The sequence below is a fragment of the Methanosarcina siciliae T4/M genome (assembly GCF_000970085.1).
Taxonomy (GTDB): Archaea; Halobacteriota; Methanosarcinia; order Methanosarcinales; family Methanosarcinaceae; genus Methanosarcina; species Methanosarcina siciliae.
Map to the genome: position 1 here is coordinate 1,255,787 of NZ_CP009506.1, position 24,204 is coordinate 1,279,990.

The 24,204-nt window shown below is 40.4% G+C and carries 19 protein-coding genes and 3 pseudogenes; 14 read left to right on the plus strand and 8 right to left on the minus strand.

All coding sequences use genetic code 11. From position 1 onward, the window contains the following. Nucleotides 1–23: 23 nt before the first annotated feature. The 4 genes from pfkC to argC form a co-directional block, all read right to left on the minus strand. Nucleotides 24–1,499, minus strand: coding sequence for an ADP-specific phosphofructokinase (pfkC, locus tag MSSIT_RS05425; RefSeq protein WP_048170661.1), 1,476 nt, complete (start codon nucleotides 1,497–1,499; stop codon nucleotides 24–26). Between the two features lie 300 nt (nucleotides 1,500–1,799). After that, nucleotides 1,800–2,987, minus strand: a complete 1,188-nt coding sequence (gene argJ / locus MSSIT_RS05430) for a bifunctional ornithine acetyltransferase/N-acetylglutamate synthase (RefSeq protein ID WP_048170664.1) — start codon at nucleotides 2,985–2,987, stop codon at nucleotides 1,800–1,802. Nucleotides 2,988–3,004: 17 nt separating this feature from the next. After that, nucleotides 3,005–3,469, minus strand: a complete 465-nt coding sequence (locus MSSIT_RS05435) for a CBS domain-containing protein (RefSeq protein ID WP_048170666.1) — start codon at nucleotides 3,467–3,469, stop codon at nucleotides 3,005–3,007. Nucleotides 3,470–3,542: 73 nt separating this feature from the next. Beyond that, nucleotides 3,543–4,556, minus strand: a complete 1,014-nt coding sequence (gene argC / locus MSSIT_RS05440) for an N-acetyl-gamma-glutamyl-phosphate reductase (protein ID WP_048170668.1) — start codon at nucleotides 4,554–4,556, stop codon at nucleotides 3,543–3,545. 532 nt (nucleotides 4,557–5,088) lie between these two features. Here argC and MSSIT_RS05445 point away from each other — a divergent pair. The 5 genes from MSSIT_RS05445 (at nucleotide 5,089) to MSSIT_RS24590 (ending at nucleotide 9,311) form a co-directional block, all read left to right on the plus strand. Further along, nucleotides 5,089–5,511: a nucleoside 2-deoxyribosyltransferase gene (locus MSSIT_RS05445; RefSeq protein ID WP_048170670.1), complete on the plus strand. Its 423-nt coding sequence runs from the start codon at nucleotides 5,089–5,091 to the stop codon at nucleotides 5,509–5,511. Nucleotides 5,512–6,018: 507 nt separating this feature from the next. Beyond that, nucleotides 6,019–6,186: a hypothetical protein gene (locus MSSIT_RS22920; protein WP_156157457.1), complete on the plus strand. Its 168-nt coding sequence runs from the start codon at nucleotides 6,019–6,021 to the stop codon at nucleotides 6,184–6,186. 205 nt (nucleotides 6,187–6,391) lie between these two features. Further along, nucleotides 6,392–6,814 carry an N-acetyltransferase gene (locus tag MSSIT_RS05450; RefSeq protein ID WP_048170673.1) on the plus strand — a complete coding sequence of 141 codons (423 nt, stop codon included), beginning with the start codon at nucleotides 6,392–6,394 and terminating at the stop codon, nucleotides 6,812–6,814. A 54-nt stretch (nucleotides 6,815–6,868) separates the two neighbouring features. Next, the gene (locus MSSIT_RS05455; protein WP_048170675.1) at nucleotides 6,869–7,867 is read left to right on the plus strand and encodes a hypothetical protein; all 999 of its coding nucleotides are present in this window, start codon (nucleotides 6,869–6,871) and stop codon (nucleotides 7,865–7,867) included. 841 nt (nucleotides 7,868–8,708) lie between these two features. Beyond that, nucleotides 8,709–9,311: a PEF-CTERM sorting domain-containing protein gene (locus MSSIT_RS24590; RefSeq protein WP_048170677.1), complete on the plus strand. Its 603-nt coding sequence runs from the start codon at nucleotides 8,709–8,711 to the stop codon at nucleotides 9,309–9,311. A gap of 116 nt (nucleotides 9,312–9,427) precedes the next feature. Here MSSIT_RS24590 and MSSIT_RS05465 read toward each other — a convergent pair. From MSSIT_RS05465 to MSSIT_RS05475, 3 pseudogenes are all read right to left on the minus strand, one after another. After that, a pseudogene (locus MSSIT_RS05465) lies at nucleotides 9,428–10,015 on the minus strand (IS630 family transposase); the annotation flags it as partial. 129 nt (nucleotides 10,016–10,144) lie between these two features. Then, nucleotides 10,145–11,168: pseudogene (locus tag MSSIT_RS05470) on the minus strand (IS110 family transposase). 241 nt (nucleotides 11,169–11,409) lie between these two features. Then, nucleotides 11,410–11,991, minus strand: a pseudogene (locus tag MSSIT_RS05475) (helix-turn-helix domain-containing protein); the annotation flags it as partial. A gap of 183 nt (nucleotides 11,992–12,174) precedes the next feature. On the opposite strand from MSSIT_RS05475, the gene MSSIT_RS05480 reads away from it, so the two are divergent. From MSSIT_RS05480 to MSSIT_RS05495, 3 genes are all read left to right on the plus strand, one after another. Continuing rightward, nucleotides 12,175–12,360, plus strand: coding sequence for a hypothetical protein (locus MSSIT_RS05480; protein WP_048170679.1), 186 nt, complete (start codon nucleotides 12,175–12,177; stop codon nucleotides 12,358–12,360). Next, nucleotides 12,350–13,714, plus strand: a complete 1,365-nt coding sequence (locus MSSIT_RS05485) for an ATP-binding protein (protein ID WP_048170681.1) — start codon at nucleotides 12,350–12,352, stop codon at nucleotides 13,712–13,714. The genes MSSIT_RS05480 and MSSIT_RS05485 overlap by 11 nt, the downstream gene beginning before the upstream one ends. Nucleotides 13,715–13,945: 231 nt before the next feature. After that, nucleotides 13,946–15,052, plus strand: coding sequence for a hypothetical protein (locus tag MSSIT_RS05495; protein WP_048170685.1), 1,107 nt, complete (start codon nucleotides 13,946–13,948; stop codon nucleotides 15,050–15,052). A 118-nt stretch (nucleotides 15,053–15,170) separates the two neighbouring features. Here MSSIT_RS05495 and MSSIT_RS05500 read toward each other — a convergent pair whose 3' ends face one another. Continuing rightward, nucleotides 15,171–16,427 (minus strand): ATP-binding protein, encoded by a 1,257-nt coding sequence (locus tag MSSIT_RS05500; RefSeq protein ID WP_048170688.1) that lies wholly within the window; start codon nucleotides 16,425–16,427, stop codon nucleotides 15,171–15,173. A 461-nt stretch (nucleotides 16,428–16,888) separates the two neighbouring features. Between MSSIT_RS05500 and MSSIT_RS25215 the strand changes: the two genes are divergently transcribed. The 6 genes from MSSIT_RS25215 to MSSIT_RS05530 all read left to right on the plus strand — a co-directional run bounded on the left by MSSIT_RS25215 (nucleotide 16,889) and on the right by MSSIT_RS05530 (nucleotide 23,563). After that, entirely contained in the window at nucleotides 16,889–17,011 is a 123-nt protein-coding gene (locus tag MSSIT_RS25215) for a hypothetical protein (RefSeq protein ID WP_269430810.1), read from the plus strand. Nucleotides 17,012–17,228: 217 nt separating this feature from the next. After that, nucleotides 17,229–18,782, plus strand: a complete 1,554-nt coding sequence (locus tag MSSIT_RS05510; protein ID WP_048170692.1) for a class I SAM-dependent DNA methyltransferase — start codon at nucleotides 17,229–17,231, stop codon at nucleotides 18,780–18,782. 180 nt (nucleotides 18,783–18,962) lie between these two features. After that, nucleotides 18,963–20,786, plus strand: coding sequence for a DUF262 domain-containing protein (locus MSSIT_RS05515; protein WP_048174536.1), 1,824 nt, complete (start codon nucleotides 18,963–18,965; stop codon nucleotides 20,784–20,786). Then, complete coding sequence (locus MSSIT_RS05520) at nucleotides 20,783–22,063, plus strand: restriction endonuclease subunit S (RefSeq protein ID WP_048170694.1); 1,281 nt, start codon at nucleotides 20,783–20,785, stop codon at nucleotides 22,061–22,063. The genes MSSIT_RS05515 and MSSIT_RS05520 overlap by 4 nt, the downstream gene beginning before the upstream one ends. Nucleotides 22,064–22,079: 16 nt before the next feature. Continuing rightward, nucleotides 22,080–22,595, plus strand: coding sequence for a hypothetical protein (locus MSSIT_RS05525; RefSeq protein ID WP_048170695.1), 516 nt, complete (start codon nucleotides 22,080–22,082; stop codon nucleotides 22,593–22,595). Then, a complete protein-coding gene (locus MSSIT_RS05530) occupies nucleotides 22,592–23,563 on the plus strand; it encodes a Kiwa anti-phage protein KwaB-like domain-containing protein (RefSeq protein ID WP_048170697.1) in 972 nt (323 codons plus the stop codon). Before MSSIT_RS05525 ends, MSSIT_RS05530 begins: the two co-directional genes overlap by 4 nt. Nucleotides 23,564–24,204: the final 641 nt, after the last annotated feature.

A 24,204-nucleotide genomic window follows, 5' to 3' on the forward strand; every position in this document is an offset into this window, starting at 1 on the left:
TCTTTGGAGAACTCACAGAAAAATCATTTTCCTGTCTGTTTCTGTTTCATCTTCGCAAGCATGGCAACAAAGGCTCCCGCAGAAATCGTATCTCCTATCCCTACTGTAGCTTTAGGTTTCTCGACAACCTTGGAAGGAATGAGAATAGCGTCATGGTCCGACCCGTAGATATACCCGTATTCAAACTCGTCAGGGGTACAGAGCCTTCTGCCTGTGCAGTATAGCTGGAAGTTTTCAAGGTCTTCCAGCCCTTTGGCTGAAACCGGCACTTCCAGCCCGGCTTCAGCTTCCTCAAGGTTCTCGATATTTCCGTTGAGAGCCTGGGCGGCTGCCAGGACTGAGGAAAAGAGCAGAGAATCTCTCTGTTCTTTCAGGGTCAGAGGGTGGCCTTTTGCCAGGATGCAGATGTAAAAGCCAAGCGAATGAACATGAACCCTCTCAAGATCCAGGTCTTTCATGAGCTGGACAGCCCCCTGGTAGAGAGACATTATCCCGTTTTCCCCTTTCTTGATCACGGAATAGGACAGTTCCTCATAGCCGAGCACATTCAGGGCATTTGCGACCTCCACGGTGTCAAGGCCCAGGGAATGGACGTGCCTGGCAACAATTTCAGTAAGGATGGCTTTTCTTATAAGCCGGTTCTGGATGGATGTGAGTTCCACATGGATGCGGAGTTCCGGGTTCAGGGACTTCAGCTTTTCAATAACCTTTACGGAATTCTCGACATAATCCTTAAAGGTGGAACCGTCTTCGTATTCCTCTTTTATCATCTGATAGCCTGAGAGCATTGCCCCGTCAACCGGAAGGAGTGTGTCGAGCTGTTCGTAAATCTGCTTATCCATGTCCAGCCGGAGCCATTTGGGACGGGAAGAGATGATCAGACGGTTATCTCGCGGTACTTTGAAGGAGCTCCCGGCGCAGGTCACACTCATGTCTTTGGAATACTCGAGGATCCAGTTGACCTTTGACCCGAGCTCGGGATTGAAAGCTTCTCCCGGAGGCTTCAGGGAGACTTTTCCGTTTTCAACCTTAGGGTGCAGGATATTTCCCTTTGCCTTAAAGTATTCAGCCTGCTCCTCGGAAAGCCAGGGGACGTATGCTACCACTTTATTTAACCCCAGTTGGCCGAGAAGATTTGAAATGATCCCTGCCTGCCCGCCCATGCGGGCGTAGTCAAAACCCAGGTGCTCCTTGAGCCACTCATGAATATCTGAAGTGTATGAGGGCACTTCTGCAGCTTTTCCTTCCCGCATGGAAATAAGCAGGCGGGCAACAAAGTCCAGAGGTTCCGCAATCTCTCTCGGGTATACCGCTACCCTGTCCTGGATATCGGCCTCATCAAAAAGCCCGAAAAGCTTTGACAGGTCTTCTTCATTCAGATGTCTGATAGCATCTATGTTACTGTTATAAGCTACAAACATCCCGTCCAGATAAGGAAGGGCTTCCTTTGCATCGTAAAACGCTTCTTTATGGCGCTGTTCCCATTCTTCTATATCCACTTCGGTAAACCCCCTGGAATAAAATAAAGCATCCAGAATTAAAAAATTGAATTGAACTGGAATAAAGGAAAACAAAAGCAGAATAAATACGGGTTTTTGAGCACCCGGCTTATTCCGCGTTATACTTCCCCTATTTCCCATTTTACGTTTATTTTATTTAACTTTGTGCAGATTGGAGACCTGAAGGCAGGCCAGAACGATCCGAACTCAAAATCACGCTGTAGATTCGACAGCAATTAAACATCAAACTGTAGATTCATATCAATTCAAGGTCAATTCAAACTCTACAGTAATACAGGTTTATGTTGTGTATTCGGCATTGATCCTGACATAATCATAGGTAAGGTCACAGCCCCAGGCTGTTGCGGACTCCTCTCCCGTTCCAAAGTCCAGGATGATGATTATTTCCTCATTTGCCATTATCTTTTTCAGGAGCGCAAGGTCTGAAGCCCTGGAAACTTCCCCGGACTTCACAAGCTCGACTGTTTCTCCCTCTGCCGAGAAAGATAGGGAGAGCCTTTCCTGCTCAAGTTCGGCGCCCGAATATCCGGCAGCAGCCACAACCCTGCCCCAGTTGGGGTCTTTCCCGAAGATTGCGGACTTGACCAGAGGAGAACGTACAATAGCCTTTGCAGCAAGCCTGGCGTCTTCAGAGGTTTTTGCACCTGTGACTCTGGCTTCGATCAGTTTCGTAGCGCCTTCCCCATCCCTTGCCATCTTTTTTGCAAGATCCGTAAACGCATAGACAAGCGCATCCTCAAATTCATCGAGACATTCCATACAGGGCTTGATTCCGGACTTACAGGTAGAGGTGAAAAGCACCATATCATTCGTACTTGTGTCTCCATCGACAACAACCATGTTGAAAGTCTTGTCCACAGCTATCCTGAGAGCCGAATCAAGAACATCAGCAGGCACCAGGGCATCGGTATATGCAAAACAGAGCATGGTGCCCATGTTGGGCTCTATCATGCCCGAACCTTTTGCAATTGCCCCTATCCTGACTCCGCAGTCGAGTTCCACAGCGACCTCTTTTACAGCTTTGTCAGTGGTCATAATCGCCTTTGTAGCTGCAAGGCTGCATTCGGGGGAACTGCCAAGCCCCTCGAGGACTTCAGGCAGGTGTTCCCTGATCCATGAAACATCAAGCTTTCTGCCAATGACTCCTGTTGAGGCAACTGCAACAGTATCAGGTTCGAGGTCAAGACTTTCAGAAAGTGCAGATGCCATTTCCATTGCATCCAGAAAACCGTCATCACCAGTAAAGGCATTGGCATTTCCGCTGTTTGCAATTATAGCAGAAAGCCGGTGCTGAGTTTCAATTACTCCTTTACTAAGAACAACAGGAGCTGCAGTGACCTTATTTTTTGTGAAAACACCTGCTGCAGGACCTTCTGCCCGGATGACTGTAATTCCCATTTTACCGGGTTTTATCCCGTTTGCAGTTACGCCCTTTACCGCACAAATTCCACCCTCTATTTTCTTCATGAAAAATCTCCTTTCCCTCAAAGCTTTGCAAGGCCTTCGATAATATCTCCACGTGTGACAATCCCGACCACATGTTCGTTTTCCATTACTGGAAGCCTGGTGATCCTGTGCCTGACCATAAGTTCGGAAGCTTCTTCAACCGAGGCTTCGGAAGAGATTATGTGTACTTCCTTTGTCATCATCTCTCCAACCTTTGTAGAACCAACATCCGAAAGCATTTTTTTCGTTTCTTCCCAGCTAAGGAGTTCCCTTATCGGCACCTCTATAACTTCAAAAGGACTTGGAAGCCAGAGATTTCCTTTTTCCGGAATTACGAGTAGCTTAAGCAAGTCGGCCTCGCTTACTATCCCTACAAGCCGTCCGTCCTCAAGGACAGGAGCTCCGCTAATACTGTTTTCCTTAAGGAGCTTTGCAGCTTCCCGGACTGTGTCGTCAGGCTTACAGTAGACGACGTCAGGATTCATGACATCTTTTACTTTCATCGGACTACCCCAAGATAAAATTCCATTCTTATTTTAATTCGTCACCAGTTATATGTTCTCGCCTGCCCTACCTTTACGGAGCTGCTGCAGGCAGCCAGAGCCCGCGGGCCTCAGCCAGTCCGAACATAAGGTTCATGTTCTGGATAGCCTGCCCTGATGCGCCTTTGACAAGGTTATCGATTGCCGAGAGCACCACAACCCTGTTATTCTCCTTATCTGCTTCAAAACCGATGTCACAGAAGTTAGACCCCCGAACTGCGGTAAGGGAAGGGACTCCTCCCGGAAACCGGACGAAAGGTTTGTCCATGTAAAAGTTCTCATAAATTTCCTGCACATCTCCGGTCGAGAGAGGCTCTTTCGTAAAGAGGTGGGCAGTTGTAAGGATCCCCCTGATCGACGGGATTACATGGGGAGTGAAGCTGATGTTCCTGAGCTTTCCGTCCAGCCTGGTCAGCTCCTGTAAAATCTCAGCCCTGTGCCTGTGGGCTGTAAGCTTATACGGGATAATGTTTTCTGCGATGTTCGGATAATGAGAGGTTTCCGTTGGCGAGATCCCGGCACCTGAAATCCCTGTTTTGGAATCAAAAACTGCAATATCTATTAAACCTGCTGCTGCGAGAGGGGCGGCTGCAAGGTTTGCTCCGGTAGGAAAACAGCCGGGGTTTGCCACAAACTCTTCCCTGGCAGCTTCAGGGTGAAGTTCCACTAACCCGTACACTGCCTTCCTGGGGTCGATGTGCTTGATTCCGTATATTTTTTCAAATACAGGGATATCAAGCCTGTAGTCCGCACTAAGGTCGATTACCTTTGTACTGCCGTCGAGCAGCTCGGGGACGTAATTCATAGCAGTCCCGTGAGGCACCGCTACAAAGACCATATCGCAGCGCTCCCTTATTTCTTCGGGACCCGGATTTTCATACTTTAAGTCCAGAAAACCGGTGAGGTGCCTGTGGGTGCTTGATACGGGTTTTCCTGCAAGACTCCGGGAAGTTGCCAGCTCAAGCCTGACATCGGGGTGGCTTACAAGTAAGCGCAGGAGTTCTCCTCCTGTGTATCCGGAAGCTCCTATAATTCCTACCTTGATCATGGGTACTCACTGCCATTGTAATGTCAATACAAGATAATTAAGCTTGTTATCGAAAAAAACCAGAAAGAGAGCTATAAGTACGGATGACGGGAGAAGAGTAAGCTCATAAGATTATTTCCGCGCTGGATTATTCCGACTATGGAATTTAGACTACGGAATGAATTTAGACTATGGATTAAAAGAGGGGACCTCCTCCGGAATGTTCGAACTCAAGCGAAGTTCCGTCCTCGGTAAAGCAGACCTGAAGGAGCGATCCCCTTTTCATCTGTGGCCCTTAATGTTGAAATATTCCTGACTGCCATATTGCCCCCCGGGATAAAAAAGTCATAAAATTAATATTAAGACAGTACAGTTTAAATTTTTAGAGATATAAGAGTATTCCAGATAGCTCCTGACAGGTTAAGATCAGCTTCATTAAAGCATATATCTCTGGAAAGATTGCGCTGTAAGGTAAACTATTTCACCTTTATCAGCCTTTTTTCATGCAAGAAAATTCTTATGAGTGCTGACTTCCAGTAACAGGAGGGAAATAATGAGCAAAAAAAAGATGATTTACCTTGCAGGTCCACTCTTCTCGCGTGCCGAACTCGAATATAACCTGAAACTGAAGGATATGCTGCTCAACAATGGCTTTTCCGTTTTTTTGCCCCAGGAAGAAGCAGAAGATTCGGCACTGGGACGCGAAAGTCAGAACCAGGAATGTATATTCATGAAGTGCGCGGAAGGTGTGGATGCCTCCGACCTTGTTGTCGCTGTCCTTGACGGGGTGGACGTGGATTCAGGAACCGCCTGGGAGATAGGTTATGCCTATGCAAAAGGAAAACCTGTTATAGGACTCAGGACTGATTTCAGGGAATTTGCAGACGGTATCGTGAACCTGATGATTGAGATGTCTATCGTTTCCATGGCAAGAGACGAAGAAGAACTGCTGAAAATGCTGGAAAAATTCCGATAACCTTTTTCTTTCGGTTTACAATTTCCTGTATATAAACACAACATGGTATCAGCTTATTAACTTCACTTATCCTCCTATTTATCTCTCCGTTTTTACTAAAGACCAGTCCTTTACCTTTTCTGAAATCTCTTTTATACTCTTTATGAAATATTTATATACAATGTTCTGAAAACTTCCTTTATCTTTCTCTGGAATGTCCCTTTATCCTTCAAGAACATTTACCATTCAAGAACCTTCAGTTATCGTTTTCTGAAATTTCCTCTCGCCTTTTCCGGGATAATCTCATAAAAATGCAAAGAGATTATGCCTGTTAACTGAGTCGTAAAAATGACCTTTATTTTTGTAGAAAACTCATGAAAAGTCTTTTTTTTAACCAATATAAATTATCTCTCAAATGAGATAAATCATAAAAAATATTCAAATCCAGTAGCCGCAAATATAATGATTATTAATTTTAAAAATACTTATATGGAAGATAAGACATATTAAAAGTAGGAGGTTAAAAAAATGACCTTTCCAAAGGGATACACTTTTACTAAAGTGAGGACTTCCCGCGGGCCCGAGGTATATGTGACCCAATTCGGGAAACTGGTAAAGGTTGTGCCCTGCAACCAGCATGTGGTAATATCCGAAAGATATGCCAGCGACCTGATCAGGCAGATCGAATCGGATTAAAAGAGAAGAAATTATCCGAATTTTTATTTTTGACTCGGACCATTTCAGTTAAGCCTTGTTCGGCCGAACCCTTTTCGGTCTATCCTTTTCTGCATAACTGTTACATAGTAGACCATACCTTTTTTGAGAATATCCAAAATATGAGGGAATAATTTTAATTTTAGATAAATAAAATAATCCTAACAAAAGAGAGGAATCTGAGAAATTGATCAGGACTTACAGAGAAACAGACCTTGAAGAAATGTTAAGGATCTGGTACGACGCATCGGTCATTGCCCATTCTTTTGTTTCGGCTTCATTCTGGGCTTCGCAGAAATCCGCAATGAAAGAAATGTATCTGCCACTTGCCGAAAATTATGTTTGTGAGCAGGAAGGACAGGTTTCAGGCTTTATTTCACTTGTCGGAGAGAGTGTATGTGCCCTTTTTGTAGCTCCCGAAGCGCAGGGAAAAGGCATAGGAAAAGCTCTCCTCGAGCATGCAAAAACCCTGAAAGGCAGGCTCTCCCTGAATGTCTATAAGGATAATGAAAAAGCCACCCGCTTTTATGAAAGCAGAGGGTTTAAAGCTGCCGGGGAAGAGGTTGACGAGCATACAGGCTGCCTGCAGCTTTTGATGGAATGGGAATAAATAAAGGAAGAAGAAAGAAAAAAAGAAAGGCAGGAAGTAAAGGAGAGAAGGGCCATGAATTATAAAGCGGGAGACAGATCCTTTCAAGGAGGAGGAGACTCACTTTTCCGGCATCTTTTACCCGATACGCCGGAAGTAAAGAGAATAAAAAGCCTGCGGGGCAGAGAGTACGAATATGCCGAGTATATAGGAATAATCGAATATTCAATCGCCAGGCATTTTTGCGAGACTGACAGAAAAACAAAGGACAGGGATGCAATATCGGCATTAAAGAATACCAGGAAAAACTTCAACAAAGACATTGCTTTTTTCAAACCGGAGCTTGAAAGAGAAATCGTCAGAAACCTTATAGAAGTCCTTGAAGAAAAACCGAGAACTCAGCATGAGTTGAAACTGGTAATAGACTACGTTTTAGACGTTATAGAAAACAGAGCATGGATGGAAGACGAACAGGCATACATAAAATGGGCAGCTTACGTCATGAACCTGTTCACGGAAGAAGAGAATGAAGAGTATGAGAGAAGCATCAAAAAGCTAGCTGCCAGACTGGGTCTTTCCAGAAAACACGCAGATCTGATGCTCATGAAAGGGGAAGAGGAAGATTATTTCGAATTTGTAGAGGAATACGGGGCAGAAAGTGAAGGAAACGAGGGAAATGGAGGATGGGGTGAAGGAGAGGAGTCGGACGAAGAAGAACTGATCGCTGAGATGGAAAGAAGGTTCCTTTCCATGGAAGATTCCGAAAAATTCGATTTTCTGATGGAAAACGGCCCGGGGTTTTACGAATTTGTGGGAATCTACATCTCCGAACTGGCAGAAAAAGGAGAATTCGGAAGAATCCAGGAACTCTACAGCAAACTCACCGCGAAATACGACGATTTCCTCTACCTGTACGTTTACATGGGAGCAACCTACCTTGAGATAGACCCCGCCCTTGCAAAGTCCTATTTTGAACTGGCACTGAAAGCCCTCGATAAGCTCGATGAGCTTTCAGGCTCCACAAAAGAAAGATTAAGAGGCAACTTCCTTTCCCTGATCGAGAAAATAAACTGATTGCAAACATGCGGATTGTCAAAAGAACCCATCTATCAAACGGAAAGAGGGGCAAGGAGAAGCCGGACAGCCTTTTATCCGAATACTTTTTCATGAGGTCAACCTGTCCGATAAATCTTTTTGATCAGGGAAACCCGGTTCATTTTTTGAGAAGTAGTTTTTTGTCTTAAAGCATTTTGCTTAAAGAATTTCCTCTCATAACGGCAAAACCACTTTCAACAACAAGATGAACTCCACCCCAGAACAAATTGCCCGGACATTCTTCAAACACTGGTTCATCTATTTCATTTCGAGTTCCCGGATGAAAACGGGAACTCTTACAAATCAAGCGGTGGCAGGATGGTTGATTCGGAATTTAGGGGATCCCTGAGGGGGGTGGAGGGGGACTGACCGATCTCCTGCGTTGAGCGGGGCAAAACACATTAAAAACGATAATACATGAGCCAACTCTGCCAACGCAACTCGAGAAAAGAACTTAAAGTTATCAGTATCATTTATTTTAGAAATTAAATCTGTATACCCTTATATATTTATCGAGAGATATACCTGTAGACATTATAAAATGTTTTGATAAAAATAGACTGTAATCCATTAGTTAGTTTGTCATTATTTCTTGATACTCCTTACTCCCCCGAGATCTCATTCCCGGCTTCCTATGTACAGGAAACCCGAATGTACACAGTATAATTCTAGTATTTACTTAGGTAGGATGTGATATTTGAGTATTTATGGAAAAGATTAACTTATTAAATGGACCCTCCAGGATTAAACATTTTATATAGTCTAATTTAAAAGACTTTCCAAATCGTGGAGTAGAAATTCTGGAAAGTAGGGGTAGATTATGAAAAAAATATTATCATTGTTAGTGGGCGGTTTATTAATCGCCTGTATGGCTGGACCGGCTGTAGCGGCTGTAAAAGACGAAAACTTAATTGGAGATCCAGACGGACAGATTGTACTTACGGAATTAAACAAAGCTTTGACGGTTCCATTCAATTATGAACCTTACGGAGATATTATTTTAGGCGGGACAAAGCATAAAGTCACAGTTACACTTACTGAAACATCAGACGGACTGGAAGTGACTCTCCCAAAAGAATTTTACCCCAGCAAGTTGACTGCAAATGGTGACTCTGCCTCAAAAGAGGTGTATTTTTATTCTGATGATGATCCTTGGGCATGGTGGTATAAGTATTCTAATCCTAACACTGAAAACGCATATGTAAAATCAACAAAAGCAGGAGCTGAAGGATCTTTAAAAATTGAAGTTGAAGGGTTTGTTTATAGTAAATGTAGGTGCTGGTGTACACATGATGCTATAACTATTGCTGAAGATACTGACCCAATATCAACACAAATTCCCGAGTTTCCCACTGTTGCTCTTCCAGTTGCCGCGGTATTAGGACTTGTTTTCATATTCGGACGTAAAAAAGAAGGGCTGTGAGCGATCCAGGCTCTTTTTTCATTAATTTTTTCTTTTGATTCCTGCTTTAAATATTCTCTGTAAATCGGAACTACAGGACACTACTACATCGATTCCTAATTAATTGCATATTTGTTTCATATTGCAATTCCACCGGGAATCCTGTCTTCTCCTTCAACTTTATATTTCCACACAAATACCACAGGTTCCTCATTGAGTAAATTTATGTATTGATCGATCCTGTTCTTTAATTCCATTATTGATTTTACTCTTATTGCCTTTAAAAAGCCTCTACTCATTTTGCTTATGAAACTTTCAATAATATTCAACCATGATGCATGTTTTGGGGTAAATACGAACTTTAACTTCCCTTTTCCCAAGGTACTTATATATTTATTAGTTTCTTCTGATGTGTGTATTTTGTGGTTATCAAGAGTTGCTACGATTTTTGTATCCTGGTAATCTGATACTATTTCTTTTATAATCTCAATAAATTCACGACTTCTACCTTTTTCAAAAACTTTGTGATAAACTTTCCCGGTAATCAAATCAATACATGCAAATAATGAAAGAGTACCATGTCTAATATACTCATAATCTCTTGCCATCATAGGATATTTTCCTTCTGTTGGCATCATATCCGGGTATTTATTTTCAATAGCTTGAATGCCTGTTTTTTCATCACATGAAAGGATTACTCTATCTACCTTTTTCTTGGTATGAAAGTCCCTCTGATTTCGCACTCCGGACCCTCATTCAGAATTTTTGATTCTGTTGGAAGTAAATGTAACATTTTTGTCCTGTTAAATTGAAGCCAGGGTCCGGAATGTGTACTTTATGATACTTCCCCTTCACTAAATGTCAGGTTTCTTTTTTTCAACAATTGCGAATATTTCACTAATTATTGAGATACGTTCATCAACTGAAAATATCTCTGTCTCAACAATCTTCCTCCTTTGACCTTCTCCTTTTACATATCCCGTTTCATCTTCGTACATCTCATCATTTGTGATCAGATGCCATATTATTGTTGCAATTTTCCTTGCCAGGGCAATAATTGCCTTTGCATGTCCAATTGACTTCTTTTTTCTGTTAAAAAACTCTTTTAACTTGCTATTTCTCGTCCTTGCTGCTGCCTGAGCTATCTGTGTTAGAATCCACCTTGCTCCCTTTGGTCCTCTCTTAGTAATCCTTCCATTGTGGTATTTATCTGCAGATTGGTACACATTAGGAACCAGTCCAAGCCATGAAGCAAGTTTGTCCCCTGAAGCAAAATCTTTAAAATTGCCTATTTCAGCAATTAGAGTTGCCGCACCAAGTTCCCCTATACCTGGAACAGACATTAAAATTTCCATTTCCTGCTTATGATTCCCATAAGCATAATTGAAAATCTCTTTTTCCAAATGTTCGATTGAATCGTCAAAATCCTTTATCAGCTTCAAACATATATTAAGCCTGATTACAGCACTCTGGGAAATTTCTTTGTCCAGAAGTTCTCGGATCTGAGCGCTTTTTTTACGAACATTTGGAGAAAGGTTTTGTATAATCTGGTTAACATTTTTACCTGAACAGATCCCTGATAGGATCTCTCTACCATTTTTTCCAAAAATGTCTGTTAGCACATCTTTTAGATTTTCCAACGATAAAAGGCAGATGTTTTATCAAGGAGTCATGAATCGGAACCCAAAAGTCACTTGTTGATTCACATGCAACAACGTCACATTTTTCTGATGTAACCCAATTTCTAAGGCTTAAAATTCCATCTTCATCTCTATCAAAACGTTGTTGCTGTTTTTCACCGGATCTACAGAGGATAGTAGCAATCAAAAAACGTTTGTGAATATCTAAACCGCAAGATTTGTTTATTTCTCCTGCCAATTTACATTACTCCATCATTTCAAGGACAGTAGAATTACCTAAAAGGCAATTTGGTATCCGTGATCAAAGTCACATTTGGGCCTTCGATGGCAATTCAATGGTTAGTTTTTTGACGGCTTCGAAGAGCCAAAGAGAAAACAACCTTCCTGTCCAAAGGGAATGATGGAGTTAATATACAAAAAAGGTAAGTGAAAAGGACTTTCATTTTTTGGGCATGTTATTCCAAGAATTTCATGTGTGTTTTTTTGAATTCTTTTTTTAGTTTTTTAACTTCCTTATAAGTGCCCAGGACCTTCCTTGCTTTTTCATCAAAATCCGGGTCTACTTTGGCGGCGTAATACCTTGTTTTATGTGGTTTTATGTTACTTGCATTCAAGATTTTTGAAATGGTTCCCTGGCTGATCTTTGATAATTCCGGATGTCCTTCCTTGATACAGTTTTCCTTTACATATTTAGTTAAGAGTCTCTGTGTCCAGATTTCATGCGGATACCCAAAGTCCTTTGGTTTCATACATGCAACCTTGATCAGCCATACACGGGATTCATCTGTAATTGTCCTTGGTCTTCCAGCTCCTGTTTTATCCTTCAGGCCTTTTATGACCCCAAAATCCAGAACTCTTTGTATTCGAGATCTTACGGTATTATAAGCAACGTTTAGTTGCCGAGAGATTTCTGTATCGTTTATTCCCTCAAAGCTTAAAAGCACAATTTTAGCTCTTTGAACAAGACTTGCAGGTTCACTTCTAGAGTGGCTTAGTTTTTCCAAATATTTTATTTCTTCATGTGTAAGTGATAATTTGGGACGACGACTTATGCGAGCCATACATAAAAATATAAAACTAATTATATGTTAATTTACATAATAAATTTGGAATCGATGTACTACACTACATGAGATGTTGAACAATGCTATGCTTAATTTTTCTGCTCTGAACATGCTAAGAATCAACAATTTTATAACAGTTTACGGCTTTGATTAAACGATTGTTTAAAGCGTTGATCACCTATGGCAAAAAACAAAGCAAGCTCAAACGACGCAAACCTTGGTTTTGAAGAAGCCGAAGAAGACGATGAGGAGTTTGAAGAGAAAATGGAAAGGCTGACAGCAGAACTTTCGGAGCAGTTCAGGAAATCCGGGGAGCCGGAGAAGAAGATTAAGGAGAATCTGGCAGGACTCGGGTATGAACTCTGAAGAAAGGTTGAAAGAATCTGAAATCCTTGAGCTAAAAAAATCCACAGCTCAATTAAAGCCTGGAATTATTTCCATAGTTGCAATGCTAAACAAGAATCAGGAAGGAAAGTTATACTTTGGGATAAAAGATGACGGAACTGTTCTGGGCCAGGATATTGGAGAAGACACCTTAAGAAATATCTCACAATCCATTTCTGCAAATATTGAACCAAGAATTTACCCGAGCATCAGGCAAGTATCCATTAAGGGAAAAAACTGCATTGAAATAGAATTTAGAGGAAGCGATATTCCTTATCTTGCCTATGGAAGAGCGTATATACGAATATCTGATGAAGATAAACTTCTGAGCAGAAGAGAACTTGAAGATATTATTCTTAGAAAAAACCGTTCCCAGCTTAAATGGGACACAGCAATTTGCAGAGATGCAACCCTTGAAGACCTCAGCGAAGAAAAAATAAGAGAATTTGTAAAAGCAGCGGGAAAAAAATATACCGGACTTGAAAATTCACTGAAAAAGCTGAAATTAATCGAAGACAGAAAATTAACCAACGCTGCAGTAATTATATTTGGAGAAAACCCTGAAACCTTTTTCCCTAATGCAAAACTTCGATGTGCGACCTTTGCAACCTGTGACACATCCTATATCATAGACATGCAGGAATTCACAGGCGACATTTTCGATCTTATAGAAGAAGCCCAGAAATACATCCTGAAAAACATCCATATTGGCATGAAACTTGAAGGTCTTAAAAGAATAGATGTTCCGGAAATAAATGAAGAAGCCATAAGGGAAGCAGTTGTAAATGCTTTCTGCCACCGTGACTATTACGAATATGATTCCGTAAATGTCGCAATCTTCAAAAACCGGGTTGAAATAAGAAACAAAGGCCGGCTTTACGGCGGACTCACAATTGAACAGATCAAATCCGAAATGGTCTCCGAAAGAAGAAACGAATTAATCGCTGAAATCTTCCACGAAATTCACCTTATAGAAAAATGGGGCCGTGGAATAAACACCATCCTCACAAAAGAGCCTGACACCGATTTTAGAGAAATTGGCAATCAATTCATTGTCACATTCAAACGAAAAAGTATTGAAAAAGTCGGTGAAAAAGTCGGTGAAAAGGTCGGTGAAAAGGTCGGTGAAATAACAAAAGAAACTCTAACTGAAAATCAGAAGAAAATTATCGGTTTAATTCTTCAAAATCCAGACATTACGACCAGGGAACTGGCTGAAAACGTAGGCATCTCAAAAAGAAAAGTAGAAGAAAACATCTCCAAATTAAAGAAAAAAGAAGTTCTCCGGCGTTTAGGTCCTGCTAGAGGTGGCCATTGGGAAGTTATTGAAAAATAAGTGATAATTGAACTTCATTTGAAATTATGGAAAAACAAATACAGCAGATCAAAAATAGAGAGCATAATACTTATCTTAAAATTAGCCCTGTCTGACTATGTCTGGCTCTGTTTCAGATTTGAAATAAACTTGAAAAAGAAAAAAATGACCAATAAACTAGATAAAATAATTGTATTTGTCTATTCCGGCCATCAGAAATAGATATATATTGTCAAACAGAGAACGGTGTTCATGAATCCTGATGAAAACAATCAGTTAGTCGAAGAAGATTTAGAAGATTTATCCCTGTCCGAATTTCTCGTGCCGGATACTCCGGAGATTAAGGAAATTAAAAGCATTTACAATAAAGAATACGAGTACAGCGAGTATCTGAGTGAAATCGAGTTTTCAATTGCCGACTATTACTACAACGCGAACCGGAAAGTAACGGACAAAGACGTCATAAGGGCATTGAAGAATATAAAGGAAAACCACGACAAGCCAATCAGTTTCTTTGAAAAACCCCTTGAAAAAGAAATTGTAAAAAGCCTGGTCGAACCTCTTAAGGAATCCCTGCTTTACGACCATGAATTCACCCTTGTCCTTGACTATGTTTTGTGGTCCATTGACAACAGGTCCTGGCTTGAGGACAAACAGGCCTATGTGAAGTGGATCACGTATGTGCTTGACTTTTTTTCAGAAGCCGAAGAGAAAAAATACGAAAGCAAGTTCAAAAAATTTGCCCGCAAAATGGGAATATCCGGGGCTCAGGTTGATATGCTCCTCATGAAAAAAGAGGCTGAAGATTTCCTTGATGAGGACGATATTTTTGGAGAGGGCGGCTTATTCGAAGAACTGGCGTTAGAAGAGATTTTGGAAGAGGATAGGATAGCAGATGACCTTGAAACCGGTTTCTTTTTAATGACCGATGATGAAAAATTCGATTTTCTGCTGGACAAAGGCCCGGATTATGTTGAACTTGTCCAGGATTATATAATGGAACTTGCGGAAAAAGAAGAATTTGAAAAAATCCAGGATTTTTACAAAAAGTTCAATGAAAAACATGAAAACTTCTTCCCCATGCATTTTATTGTGGGATCTGCCTACCTCAACAGTGACCCTGCTCATGCAATATCCTATTTTGAGAAAACCCTGAAAGCCACCGAAAATTCCGAAGAATTCCCCCCGGAAATGCTAGAGGAACTGAAAACAAATATGGACCTTCTTACAAGCCTCCTCCTTGAAGAATCTACTGAAAAAGTAGAAGAGAAAGCTGGTGAAGACATAAAAAACAAAAAGACATGTAAAAGCAGTAAAAAAGTTTCAAAGAAAAAATCTGAGAACAAAGCCAATTCTTAAAAAGCATATGTATAAGAAGATACAGTTGCCGCAGAGAAGATTCGCTTCGGCTTCCTGTTCTCATAAAGTTGGAAAAGCATCAGACAGGACGAAAAGGGAGAACGATCATAGCTAAAGATCAGAAATTCAAGAGCCATTTCCACAGCGGGATTATGCTTATTTTTTTGCCTTCGATAATTTCCTCGGATTCTATATCCTCGCTTATGACATAGCCGTGAGGAAGTTCAAAGGTTGTGAGAAATTTTAGCAGGCCTTTGAGGTCTCTCTTCCGGATGCTGCATCTGTATTTGCATTCGATTGGCAGAATCTCGCCATCCCGGACAAGTATGCAGTCAACTTCGTCTTTTCCGCTTCGCCAGAAGAATTTTGCTCTGGAACTGCTGACCACGAGGTTTTCAACGACTCTTCCGAATTCCGGTTCTTCCCAGAGGTCCACTACAAGACTCGGGCTTGTAAGGTAGAGCCGCTTTGTCTTTTTTTCACTTGTGAGAAGGTTTCTGGAGAAGTTATAGCATTTTTGCAGGAGAAAACCCCTTTCAAGATAGGAGACGTACTTTGTAAGAGTTACCCTGCTTATGCCGAGATCATTGGCAAGAGCTTCGTAATCGGTAATCATGCCGGGGCTTGAAGCTACAATATAGAGGATGCGTTTTAGCAAGTCTTCGTATTCTATCGGGAAAATTTTTGGCAGGTCTTCATAGACAACCTTGTCGACAATTGAATCTACATAAAGGTGGATAAAGCCTTCATCTGCAGTTACGAGTTCCGGGAACTGCCGCCTTACGTATAGCAGAACCTGCTCTTTTACCAATTCCTTGAAAAACTCAGGCTTTTCAGCCAGTTCTCCTTCCCCTTTCAACACAAGGAACTCCCTAAAGCTCAAAACCGGCAGGTGAAAGAGAAAAATCCTTCCAGCAAGGGATTCTTCAGCCTTCTGTTTAAGAAAAAGCGAGGAAGACCCTGAAATGAAAAACTTGAGGTCAGGAAAACTATCGTAGTAATATTTCAACTGTTCCTGCCAGCCTTCAAGCTTCCGTACCTCATCAAGGAAGATGTAAAGCTTCCCCCCTTTTCCCGCCTTTGCAAGCTCTACCCCGAGCCTTGCCTGATACTCGCTCATAACTTCTTCAAGGGAAGCCCCAACATCATCAAACGAAAAATAAAGAATCCTCTCCCTTTTCACTCCCTTTTCGACAAGATAATCTATGAGCTGCTTTAAAAGTACAGTCTTTCCCGTCCGCCTGAGCCCTACAACTCCCACAACCGGCCTCACATCTGCGTATCTCACAAGCTCTTCAAAAAGCCCCCTCTTCACATCATATCCATAACTGAAGCCCTCCCTCCAGTGAAAATTATATTTTGCGAGATTGATCATGTTTTAGCCCCCAGGGAAATCTTCTGCGTGAGAAATTTTTCTGCTGTTAAATGATATGTCCGGATGCCCTATGGCCTTTTTGCATTAAATGTTAATTCCAATTATCATGGTTTAAAATCATATGATAATTATGATTTACATATTTTTCAATTTTACGTTAAACTTAATTAACATATTTTTCAATATTATGTTAATTCTAATTAACATATTTCCCAATAATTCCAGTCCATACGTAAAATTCCTGCATAAAATATCCGTGATAATTAAGAAAAGTGCCGGAAAAAGATTCAGCGAACTCAAAAACAGAGGAACCGTAATATCTGCCCCTTGAGATCACAAAAAAAGATGAAGCAACAATTGAGACTTCTCTCACCGAACGTTTAATTATCACATACCAGTTGTCCCAGCCTGACTTCTAACAATTCCTATACTAGCCCTTTCTGGCCCTGTCTGAAGAGAACATGAAAAAGGAATATGAAAAGAACTTCAACAGGCTTGCTAAAAAACACGGGATGTCCGACGAAAATATAGACTTTATCCTTTTAAGGAATGAAGAAGACGACTTTTCCGAAGTGATATATTGAAGATTTTTCCGGGAATGTTCCTATCTGCTTGAACTTTATGTTTTCGAACTTGCCGAAAACAAAAAATTCGAAAAAATCAAGGAACTTTATAAATGCGCCTAAAAATACGGAACTTAGGTTATCGGCATTAAGAAATCCAGAACAGGAAACAGTAAATCAACACATTTATAACAATATAATAGTATCCAATGCACATTAAATATAACGTTGATCACCTATGGCAAAAAACAAAGCAAGCTCAAACGGCGCAAACCTCGGTTTTGAAGAAAAACTCTGGCAGACAGCTGATAAGCTCCGAAACAATATGGACGCAGCTGAATACAAACATGTGGTACTCGGCCTTATTTTCCTGAAATACATCTCGGATGCTTTTGAAGAGATGCACGAAAAACTGCTCTCGGAAGTTGAGGAAGGAGCTGATCCGGAAGACCCGGAAGAATACCTTGCAGAAAACGTTTTCTGGGTGCCACCCGAAGCCCGCTGGGGTCACCTTAAAAAGAATGCAAAGCAGCCCACGATAGGAAAAATCGTGGACGACGCCATGACCGCAATCGAGCGGGATAACAACACCCTTAAAGGCGTGCTCCCGAAAAACTACGCGCGGGAAGGGCTTGACAAACAGCGCCTGGGCGAGCTGATCGACCTTGTGGGCACAATCGGCCTCGGAGATAAGGAAAGTCGCAGCAAAGACGTGCTCGGCAGAGTTTACGAATATTTCCTCGGCATGTTTGCAGATGCAGAAGGCAAGCGCGGCGGCCAGTTCTACACCCCGAGGAGCATCGTCCGGGTCCTTGTAGAAATGATAGAACCCTACAGAGGCCGGATCTACGACCCCTGTTGCGGCTCAGGCGGAATGTTTGTCCAGAGCGAGAAATTCATTGAAGCCCATGACGGCCGCCTTGAAAACATCTCCGTTTTCGGCCAGGAATCAAACCAGACCACCTGGCGTCTCTGCAAAATGAACCTCGCCATCCGCGGCATAGACAATGACGGCATCAAATGGGGCGACACCTTCCATAACGACCTGCACAAAGACTTCAAAGCCGATTTCATCCTCTCAAACCCACCCTTCAACGACTCTGACTGGAAAGGCGAACTCCTGACCGAAGACCCCCGCTGGAAATTCGGAGTCCCACCCCGAGGAAACGCGAACTTTGCCTGGGTCCAGCACTACATCCACCACCTATCCCCAACCGGGATTGCAGGCTTCGTCCTTGCCAACGGCTCAATGTCCTCAAACACCTCCGGCGAAGGCGAGATCCGGAAAAACATCATCGAAGCCGACCTTGTGGACTGTATGATAGCCCTTCCAGGCCAGCTTTTTTACAACACCGCAATCCCCGCCTGCCTCTGGTTCCTTGCCCGCAACAAGCAGAACAGCGGTTTTCGAGACCGGCGCGGGGAAGTCCTCTTTATTGACGCCCGAAATATGGGAGTTTTGAGGGACCGCACACACCGCGAACTGACAGATGAAGAAGTCCGGAAGATTGCCGATACCTACCATGCCTGGCGCGGGGAAAATTTCGAGAGCGGAAAATACGAAGATATCGCTGGCTTCTGTAAGGCTGCAACTCTCGAAGAGATCAAAAAACACGATTACATACTGACCCCTGGCCGTTATGTAGGTTTTGAAGAAACCGAAGATGACGATGAGGAGTTTGAAGAGAAAATGGAGAGGCTGACTGCTGAACTTTCGGAGCAGTTCAGGAAATCAGAGGAGTTGGAGAAGAAGATAAAGGAGAATTTATCAGGGCTCGGGTATGAACTGTGACTTCAGGCTGAATAGTTCTGAGATTCTAGAATTGAGAAAGCCAGAAAAAAGGTTCTGTGAACTCAAAAACCTGGGAGCTGTAATAGCCGTCTTTAACTTGTCTTGTACCGCTCGCCGAAGGAGAGCGGTATTTTCATAATATCAGTTGCACAAAAAGAAAAAGAATATCGAGTTGAGCACATGAAAAAGATAGAAGGTACACCAAAAACTCTAAGAGAATTGTTCACTGGAGTCAAGTACACAGTTCATTATTATCAAAGAGAATATATGTGGGGTAAAAAACAGATTGAAGAGTTGATTGAAGACCTGACAAGTGAATTTTTAGAGTATTACAATGAAGATGATTCTCTTAAAGACGTACCTTACTATGGCCATTATTTCATGGGTTCAATTGTTCTGACTGACTCTGAAAATGCAATTATTGATGGTCAACAGAGACTTACTTCTCTGACGCTTCTTTTAATTTATCTATATCATAATCTAGAAGATAGTGAAGAAAAAGCAGAGGTTTTAAATTTATTTTACTTCAAAAAATCCGGTGAAAAAAGTTTTAATTTAAATGTAGAAGAACGAGAAGAATGCCTAAAGGCATTGAAAAATGATGAAACCTTTGACACAACGGATATGCCTGAAAGTGTCAGAAATATTTATCGAAATTATAAATATATCGAAGAACTTTTCCCCGAAGAGGTTAAAGGGCAGACGCTTTTATTCTTCAAAGACTGGCTTCTGGATAATCTGGACTTCATTCGCATAATAACGCAAACTGAACAGGATGCACATAAGATATTTGTTTCGATGAATGACAGAGGGCTGAGCCTTACCGAAACTGAGATGTTAAAAGGCTATTTGCTCTCGGAAATAAAAGACGACAAAGAAAGAAACAAATGCAATGATATGTGGAAACAGACAATCCTAAATTTAAAAGAATTAGACAAGGACAACGACTCGACATTTATAAAGAACTGGCTTCGTGCTCAGTTTGCGGCCTCAATAAGAGATACAAAAAAAGATGCTGTTCCCAGAGATTTTGATATCATAGGAAATGAATTTCACAAGTGGGTGAGGGAAAACTCGTCAAAAATAGGACTGTATAAAAGCGACAACTTTGAACTCTTTATAAAGAATGATTTCATTAAGTTTTCTAAAATCTACCAGAGATTGCTAAAGTATTCCAATGAATTCGATAGAGACTACGAATACGTTTATTATAACGCCAATAACAGCTTCACTCTCCAGTATCAATTAATTATGGCTTCTATCGATCCAAAAGATCCCGAAGAAATTACCAATAAAAAGATAAAACTGGTTTCTTGTTTTGTTGATCTATTTGTTATTTCAAGAGTTTTTAATTTTAAAACTGTTGATTATTCTGCAATAAAAAATAGAGTCTTTGATTTAACCCTACAAATCCGCAGGCTGCCCCTTGATGAACTTGCAGAATACTTATACAACTACTTTAATAAATCCGAATTCAAAGTAAGCGGAGCAAGATGGTTTTATCTCAACGGTTTTACCAAGCGGTACATGCTTCACATTATCTCGCGGATGACAAACTTTATTGATCGGGAAATAGGCCTTCCATATTCCTTCGAAGATTACGTAAACAGAGACGTTAAAAATCCCTGTGATATTGAACACGTCTTAGCAAACCACTTCAACCAGCACACTGAAGAATTCGAATCAGAAGAATCTTTCCTGAAATATCGGAACAAATTCGGTTCTCTCCTGATTCTCCCAAGGGACAAAAACAGAAGTTACAAAGACAAAACCTACGAAGAAAAACAGGAAATGTACTTCAGTGAAAATATACTGGCTCGTTCCTTAAATGAAAAATGCTACCAGAATAACCCCCAATTCCTCAAATTCATAGATGAGTTCAACCTCAAATTCAAACCAGTCGAACATTTCACAAAAAAAGCCATTCTGGAGAGGCAAGAGTTATACACTGAACTTGGAAAAGTAATCTGGAACAACGAAAAACTTCTGGAATTGAAAAAATGACTCAAAAATTTAAAGAAACCGAGATCGGGAAGATTCCTGAAGATTGGGGTCTTTTAACCTTGGAAAAAGCTATGGAATCGATCATTGATTACAGGGGAAAGACTCCTAAAAAGACTGACTCTGGAGTCCCCCTTATTACAGCAAAAATAGTCAAGAACGGTAGAATCCTTGAACCTAATGAATTCATTTCTCCAGAAGATTACGAAAGTTGGATGCGAAGAGGCTTACCAAAGCCTGGTGATGTTGTAATCACTACGGAAGCACCTATGGGAGAAGTAGCCCAATTAGATGAAAGAAAAGTTGCTCTGGCTCAAAGACTTATTACCTTAAGAGGAAAACAGGGAATATTGCACAATAATTTTCTAAGGTTTGTTTTACAATCTCCAACTGTAGAAAATGAACTAAAAAAGAGAGAATCAGGCACTACTGTTACGGGAATAAAACAGAAAGAACTTAGAAAAACCCTACTACCAATTCCACCATATGATGAACAAATAAAGATATCTGAAATCTTAATGAGCCTTGACGATAAAATTGAACTCAATATCAAAATGAACTCCGCCCTGGAACAAATCGCCCAAACTCTCTTCAAACACTGGTTCATCGATTTCGAGTTCCCGGACAAAAACGGAAATCCTTACAAATCAAGCGGCGGCAGGATGGTAGATTCGGAATTGGGGGAGATTCCGGAGGGGTGGAGAGTTGGAAATATTCTTGATTTTGCGAACCTTTTAAGCGGTGGAACTCCTAAGACATCAGTCAGCGAATACTGGGATGGTGGAATTCCTTGGGTTTCAGCAAAGGATGTAACAAGTTCGAATGGTACTTTTATATTAACTACCGAGAAAACAATTACCCAAAAAGGAATTGAGAGAAGTAATGCAAAGTTGCTTCCAAAATATACAACCGTTGTAACTGCCAGAGGAACTGTCGGTAACGTTTGCATTCTTTCCGGGGAAATGGCGATCAATCAGACTAATTATGGGTTAAAAAGCAAATACGATTACGGTGACTTTTTCTTATTCTTGATAATTTTGAATCTCATTCAGGATATGAAACAAAACGCATATGGTACTGTTTTTGATACGATTACAACAAAAACATTTAGGCAGATTCAAATAATTGTACCTTCTATGAATTTTATAGAATTATTCGAAAATATTGTTGGTAACTTGATGCATAAAATGTTATCAAACCTTGAAGAATTTCAAAATCTTAGTGCAATCCGTGATTCATTACTTCCAAAATTGATTTCTGGGAAAATTAGAGTACAGTAAAAAAAGAGATGAATAGATGTTTACCAATTTTACAAAAATCTTCCTTTTTATAAGCTCTTATTCTCCATTATTATTAATCGTTACTTTACAGACAAGAGAGGATTATGGTTATTGGTCTTTGCTTCCTACCGCTTTGGCAATCATATCAATTTTTGGTCTTTTAATAGTTCGTAGAAAAATAAACATAACAAGTACAAGAGAGTTGGAAGTTTCGAGAGTCCAACAAAAAGATGCTGAAGTAATGGCTTACATCATTACATATATATTCCCGTTTATTGGATTCGATTTTAATGATTTTAATAATCTTATAAGCATTTTCATCTTTTTTATAATTCTTGGTATCATATATATCAACTCAAATATGATTCATATCAATCCTCTACTTTGCGCATTCAGATTCCACATTTATGAAATTGAAACCTCAACTGGATCAAATTATACTATAGTTAGCCGTAGAAAAAGGATGATAAAAAATGAAAAATTGAAAGTAGTTAAAATTAATGATTATCTTCTTATGGAGAAAAGTACATGACTGCCCAGGAAGTATTTGAAAACTTAATAAATATTGAGGAAATCAGAGGAGATGTCACTCTAAGTTTTGGATCTTTTGAAAGTGATTCAGAAGCACCTGTTTATCGTAGTCTGAATATATCAGAAGATTTAAAAGACAAATTTCTGGCAATTATAAACAAAGTTAACTCCTCACTACGCAGAAACCACCGCAATTATGATATAAATCTATTAGAATACAACCCTGGTTATAAGCCAGAAAAGCATGAAATTGAATGGGTAGATCTTTCTGAAATTGAGTATTTGTCAGACATTCTTCAGGGGATACCAGATCCAGTAGATATACCTCTATTTAGCGATTCAGAAGATGAATTCTTCAACAATCTTAGATTTTATGTGATTATTATTCAAACAGAACATTCAGAGAGCCCGATATATTGGTTTAGGACATACAGCAAGAAGAAAGAGCTATCTAGGGGAACTAAACTTGCCGCTGTCTGGACTGGTAACATGTACATGAGATTGGAACAAACAGGGTTTCTTTTTGATGAGGGAATTGATTGCATAGCTTTTGAAAATTATGTATTTAGTATAAATAAAAATAATTTCCAAACAATATTTAGATTCTATGATCTATTAAGGGAACTTGCAGGAGATTGCTTGAATTGTATTCAAGAACGTATTCCTATTGCAAACTTTTCAGAATTTTCAGAATCTTGTACATCTCATTTGCAAAAGTTAGTAAAATTAAGGAACATAGCCAACCGACCTTACTTTTCAACAATAACCATGGAGGATATTAAGAGATCTATAGTTCGAAACAATTTGAGTGTAGAAACAATTGTAGAAAACGGTCAAGAAAAAATAAAGTTTGATCCAAGGGATAAATGGATAATTCTTAAAGTACTTGACGATGCGTATTTAGAGTCTGTAATGACACAAAATAATTATGAAGTAAATTCTAAAAGGCAAGTTGGGGGCCAAGAATGAAGAAATATCCCAAGTTTTGGGCTGTACTACCTATGTAATAGAGACATTAATAAATATGTATTAATTTCATCGCTTCTATTTTTCCTGTATTAACTTTTGAAAAAGACCGCTCTCCTGCGTCGAGCGGGACAAGACAGACTCGGTTATAGCTAATAACGCTGTACTGGTCAAGATATTTGTAATCTATTTTCTCTTATTTCCCTTAAGCTCAGTTCACTACCTCAACCCAACAATTAGTCCTCTTGAGCGGAGCGAAAAGGACAGCGCACTGCAGAGACGCAACTCTGCCAAGACAGAATCGGTAAAGCTAATACGGTTTCCCCGGTTTTAGAAAAACATTTTTTCAAAACCGCCTGTTGGATTTTAATTCAAATCAATTCCTTTTGCTGGCTCAGTTGATTAAAAAGTATTTAAAAACGCTGAACTGCGCCGCTGACAGAAAAAATACTAATCATTATTAGACTAATCCAGATTAGTATTTTGAAAATCCAATATCGAAGGATATCTTCTGTAGATTTCAATAAGAAAAAATCCAATTATCCACCCGGAACAGGTACAACTGACAGTAGTTCATGACTTTCGTTTTCTCAAAAGAAAAACAACAAAATAGCTACACTTAAATAAATTTACTGAAATACACA

What these genes read in the sequence shown, in the direction of transcription:
- argJ (WP_048170664.1), bottom strand. Translation starts at nt 2,987, where the DNA reads ATGAAGAAAATAGAGGGTGGAATTTGTGCGGTAAAGGGCGTAACTGCA.
- MSSIT_RS05435 (WP_048170666.1), bottom strand. Translation starts at nt 3,469, where the DNA reads ATGAAAGTAAAAGATGTCATGAATCCTGACGTCGTCTACTGTAAGCCT.
- argC (WP_048170668.1), bottom strand. Translation starts at nt 4,556, where the DNA reads ATGATCAAGGTAGGAATTATAGGAGCTTCCGGATACACAGGAGGAGAA.
- MSSIT_RS05445 (WP_048170670.1), top strand. Translation starts at nt 5,089, where the DNA reads ATGAGCAAAAAAAAGATGATTTACCTTGCAGGTCCACTCTTCTCGCGT.
- MSSIT_RS22920 (WP_156157457.1), top strand. Translation starts at nt 6,019, where the DNA reads ATGACCTTTCCAAAGGGATACACTTTTACTAAAGTGAGGACTTCCCGC.
- MSSIT_RS05455 (WP_048170675.1), top strand. Translation starts at nt 6,869, where the DNA reads ATGAATTATAAAGCGGGAGACAGATCCTTTCAAGGAGGAGGAGACTCA.
- MSSIT_RS24590 (WP_048170677.1), top strand. Translation starts at nt 8,709, where the DNA reads ATGAAAAAAATATTATCATTGTTAGTGGGCGGTTTATTAATCGCCTGT.
- MSSIT_RS05480 (WP_048170679.1), top strand. Translation starts at nt 12,175, where the DNA reads ATGGCAAAAAACAAAGCAAGCTCAAACGACGCAAACCTTGGTTTTGAA.
- MSSIT_RS05485 (WP_048170681.1), top strand. Translation starts at nt 12,350, where the DNA reads ATGAACTCTGAAGAAAGGTTGAAAGAATCTGAAATCCTTGAGCTAAAA.
- MSSIT_RS05495 (WP_048170685.1), top strand. Translation starts at nt 13,946, where the DNA reads ATGAATCCTGATGAAAACAATCAGTTAGTCGAAGAAGATTTAGAAGAT.
- MSSIT_RS05500 (WP_048170688.1), bottom strand. Translation starts at nt 16,427, where the DNA reads ATGATCAATCTCGCAAAATATAATTTTCACTGGAGGGAGGGCTTCAGT.
- MSSIT_RS25215 (WP_269430810.1), top strand. Translation starts at nt 16,889, where the DNA reads ATGAAAAAGGAATATGAAAAGAACTTCAACAGGCTTGCTAAAAAACAC.
- MSSIT_RS05510 (WP_048170692.1), top strand. Translation starts at nt 17,229, where the DNA reads ATGGCAAAAAACAAAGCAAGCTCAAACGGCGCAAACCTCGGTTTTGAA.
- MSSIT_RS05515 (WP_048174536.1), top strand. Translation starts at nt 18,963, where the DNA reads ATGAAAAAGATAGAAGGTACACCAAAAACTCTAAGAGAATTGTTCACT.
- MSSIT_RS05520 (WP_048170694.1), top strand. Translation starts at nt 20,783, where the DNA reads ATGACTCAAAAATTTAAAGAAACCGAGATCGGGAAGATTCCTGAAGAT.
- MSSIT_RS05525 (WP_048170695.1), top strand. Translation starts at nt 22,080, where the DNA reads ATGTTTACCAATTTTACAAAAATCTTCCTTTTTATAAGCTCTTATTCT.
- MSSIT_RS05530 (WP_048170697.1), top strand. Translation starts at nt 22,592, where the DNA reads ATGACTGCCCAGGAAGTATTTGAAAACTTAATAAATATTGAGGAAATC.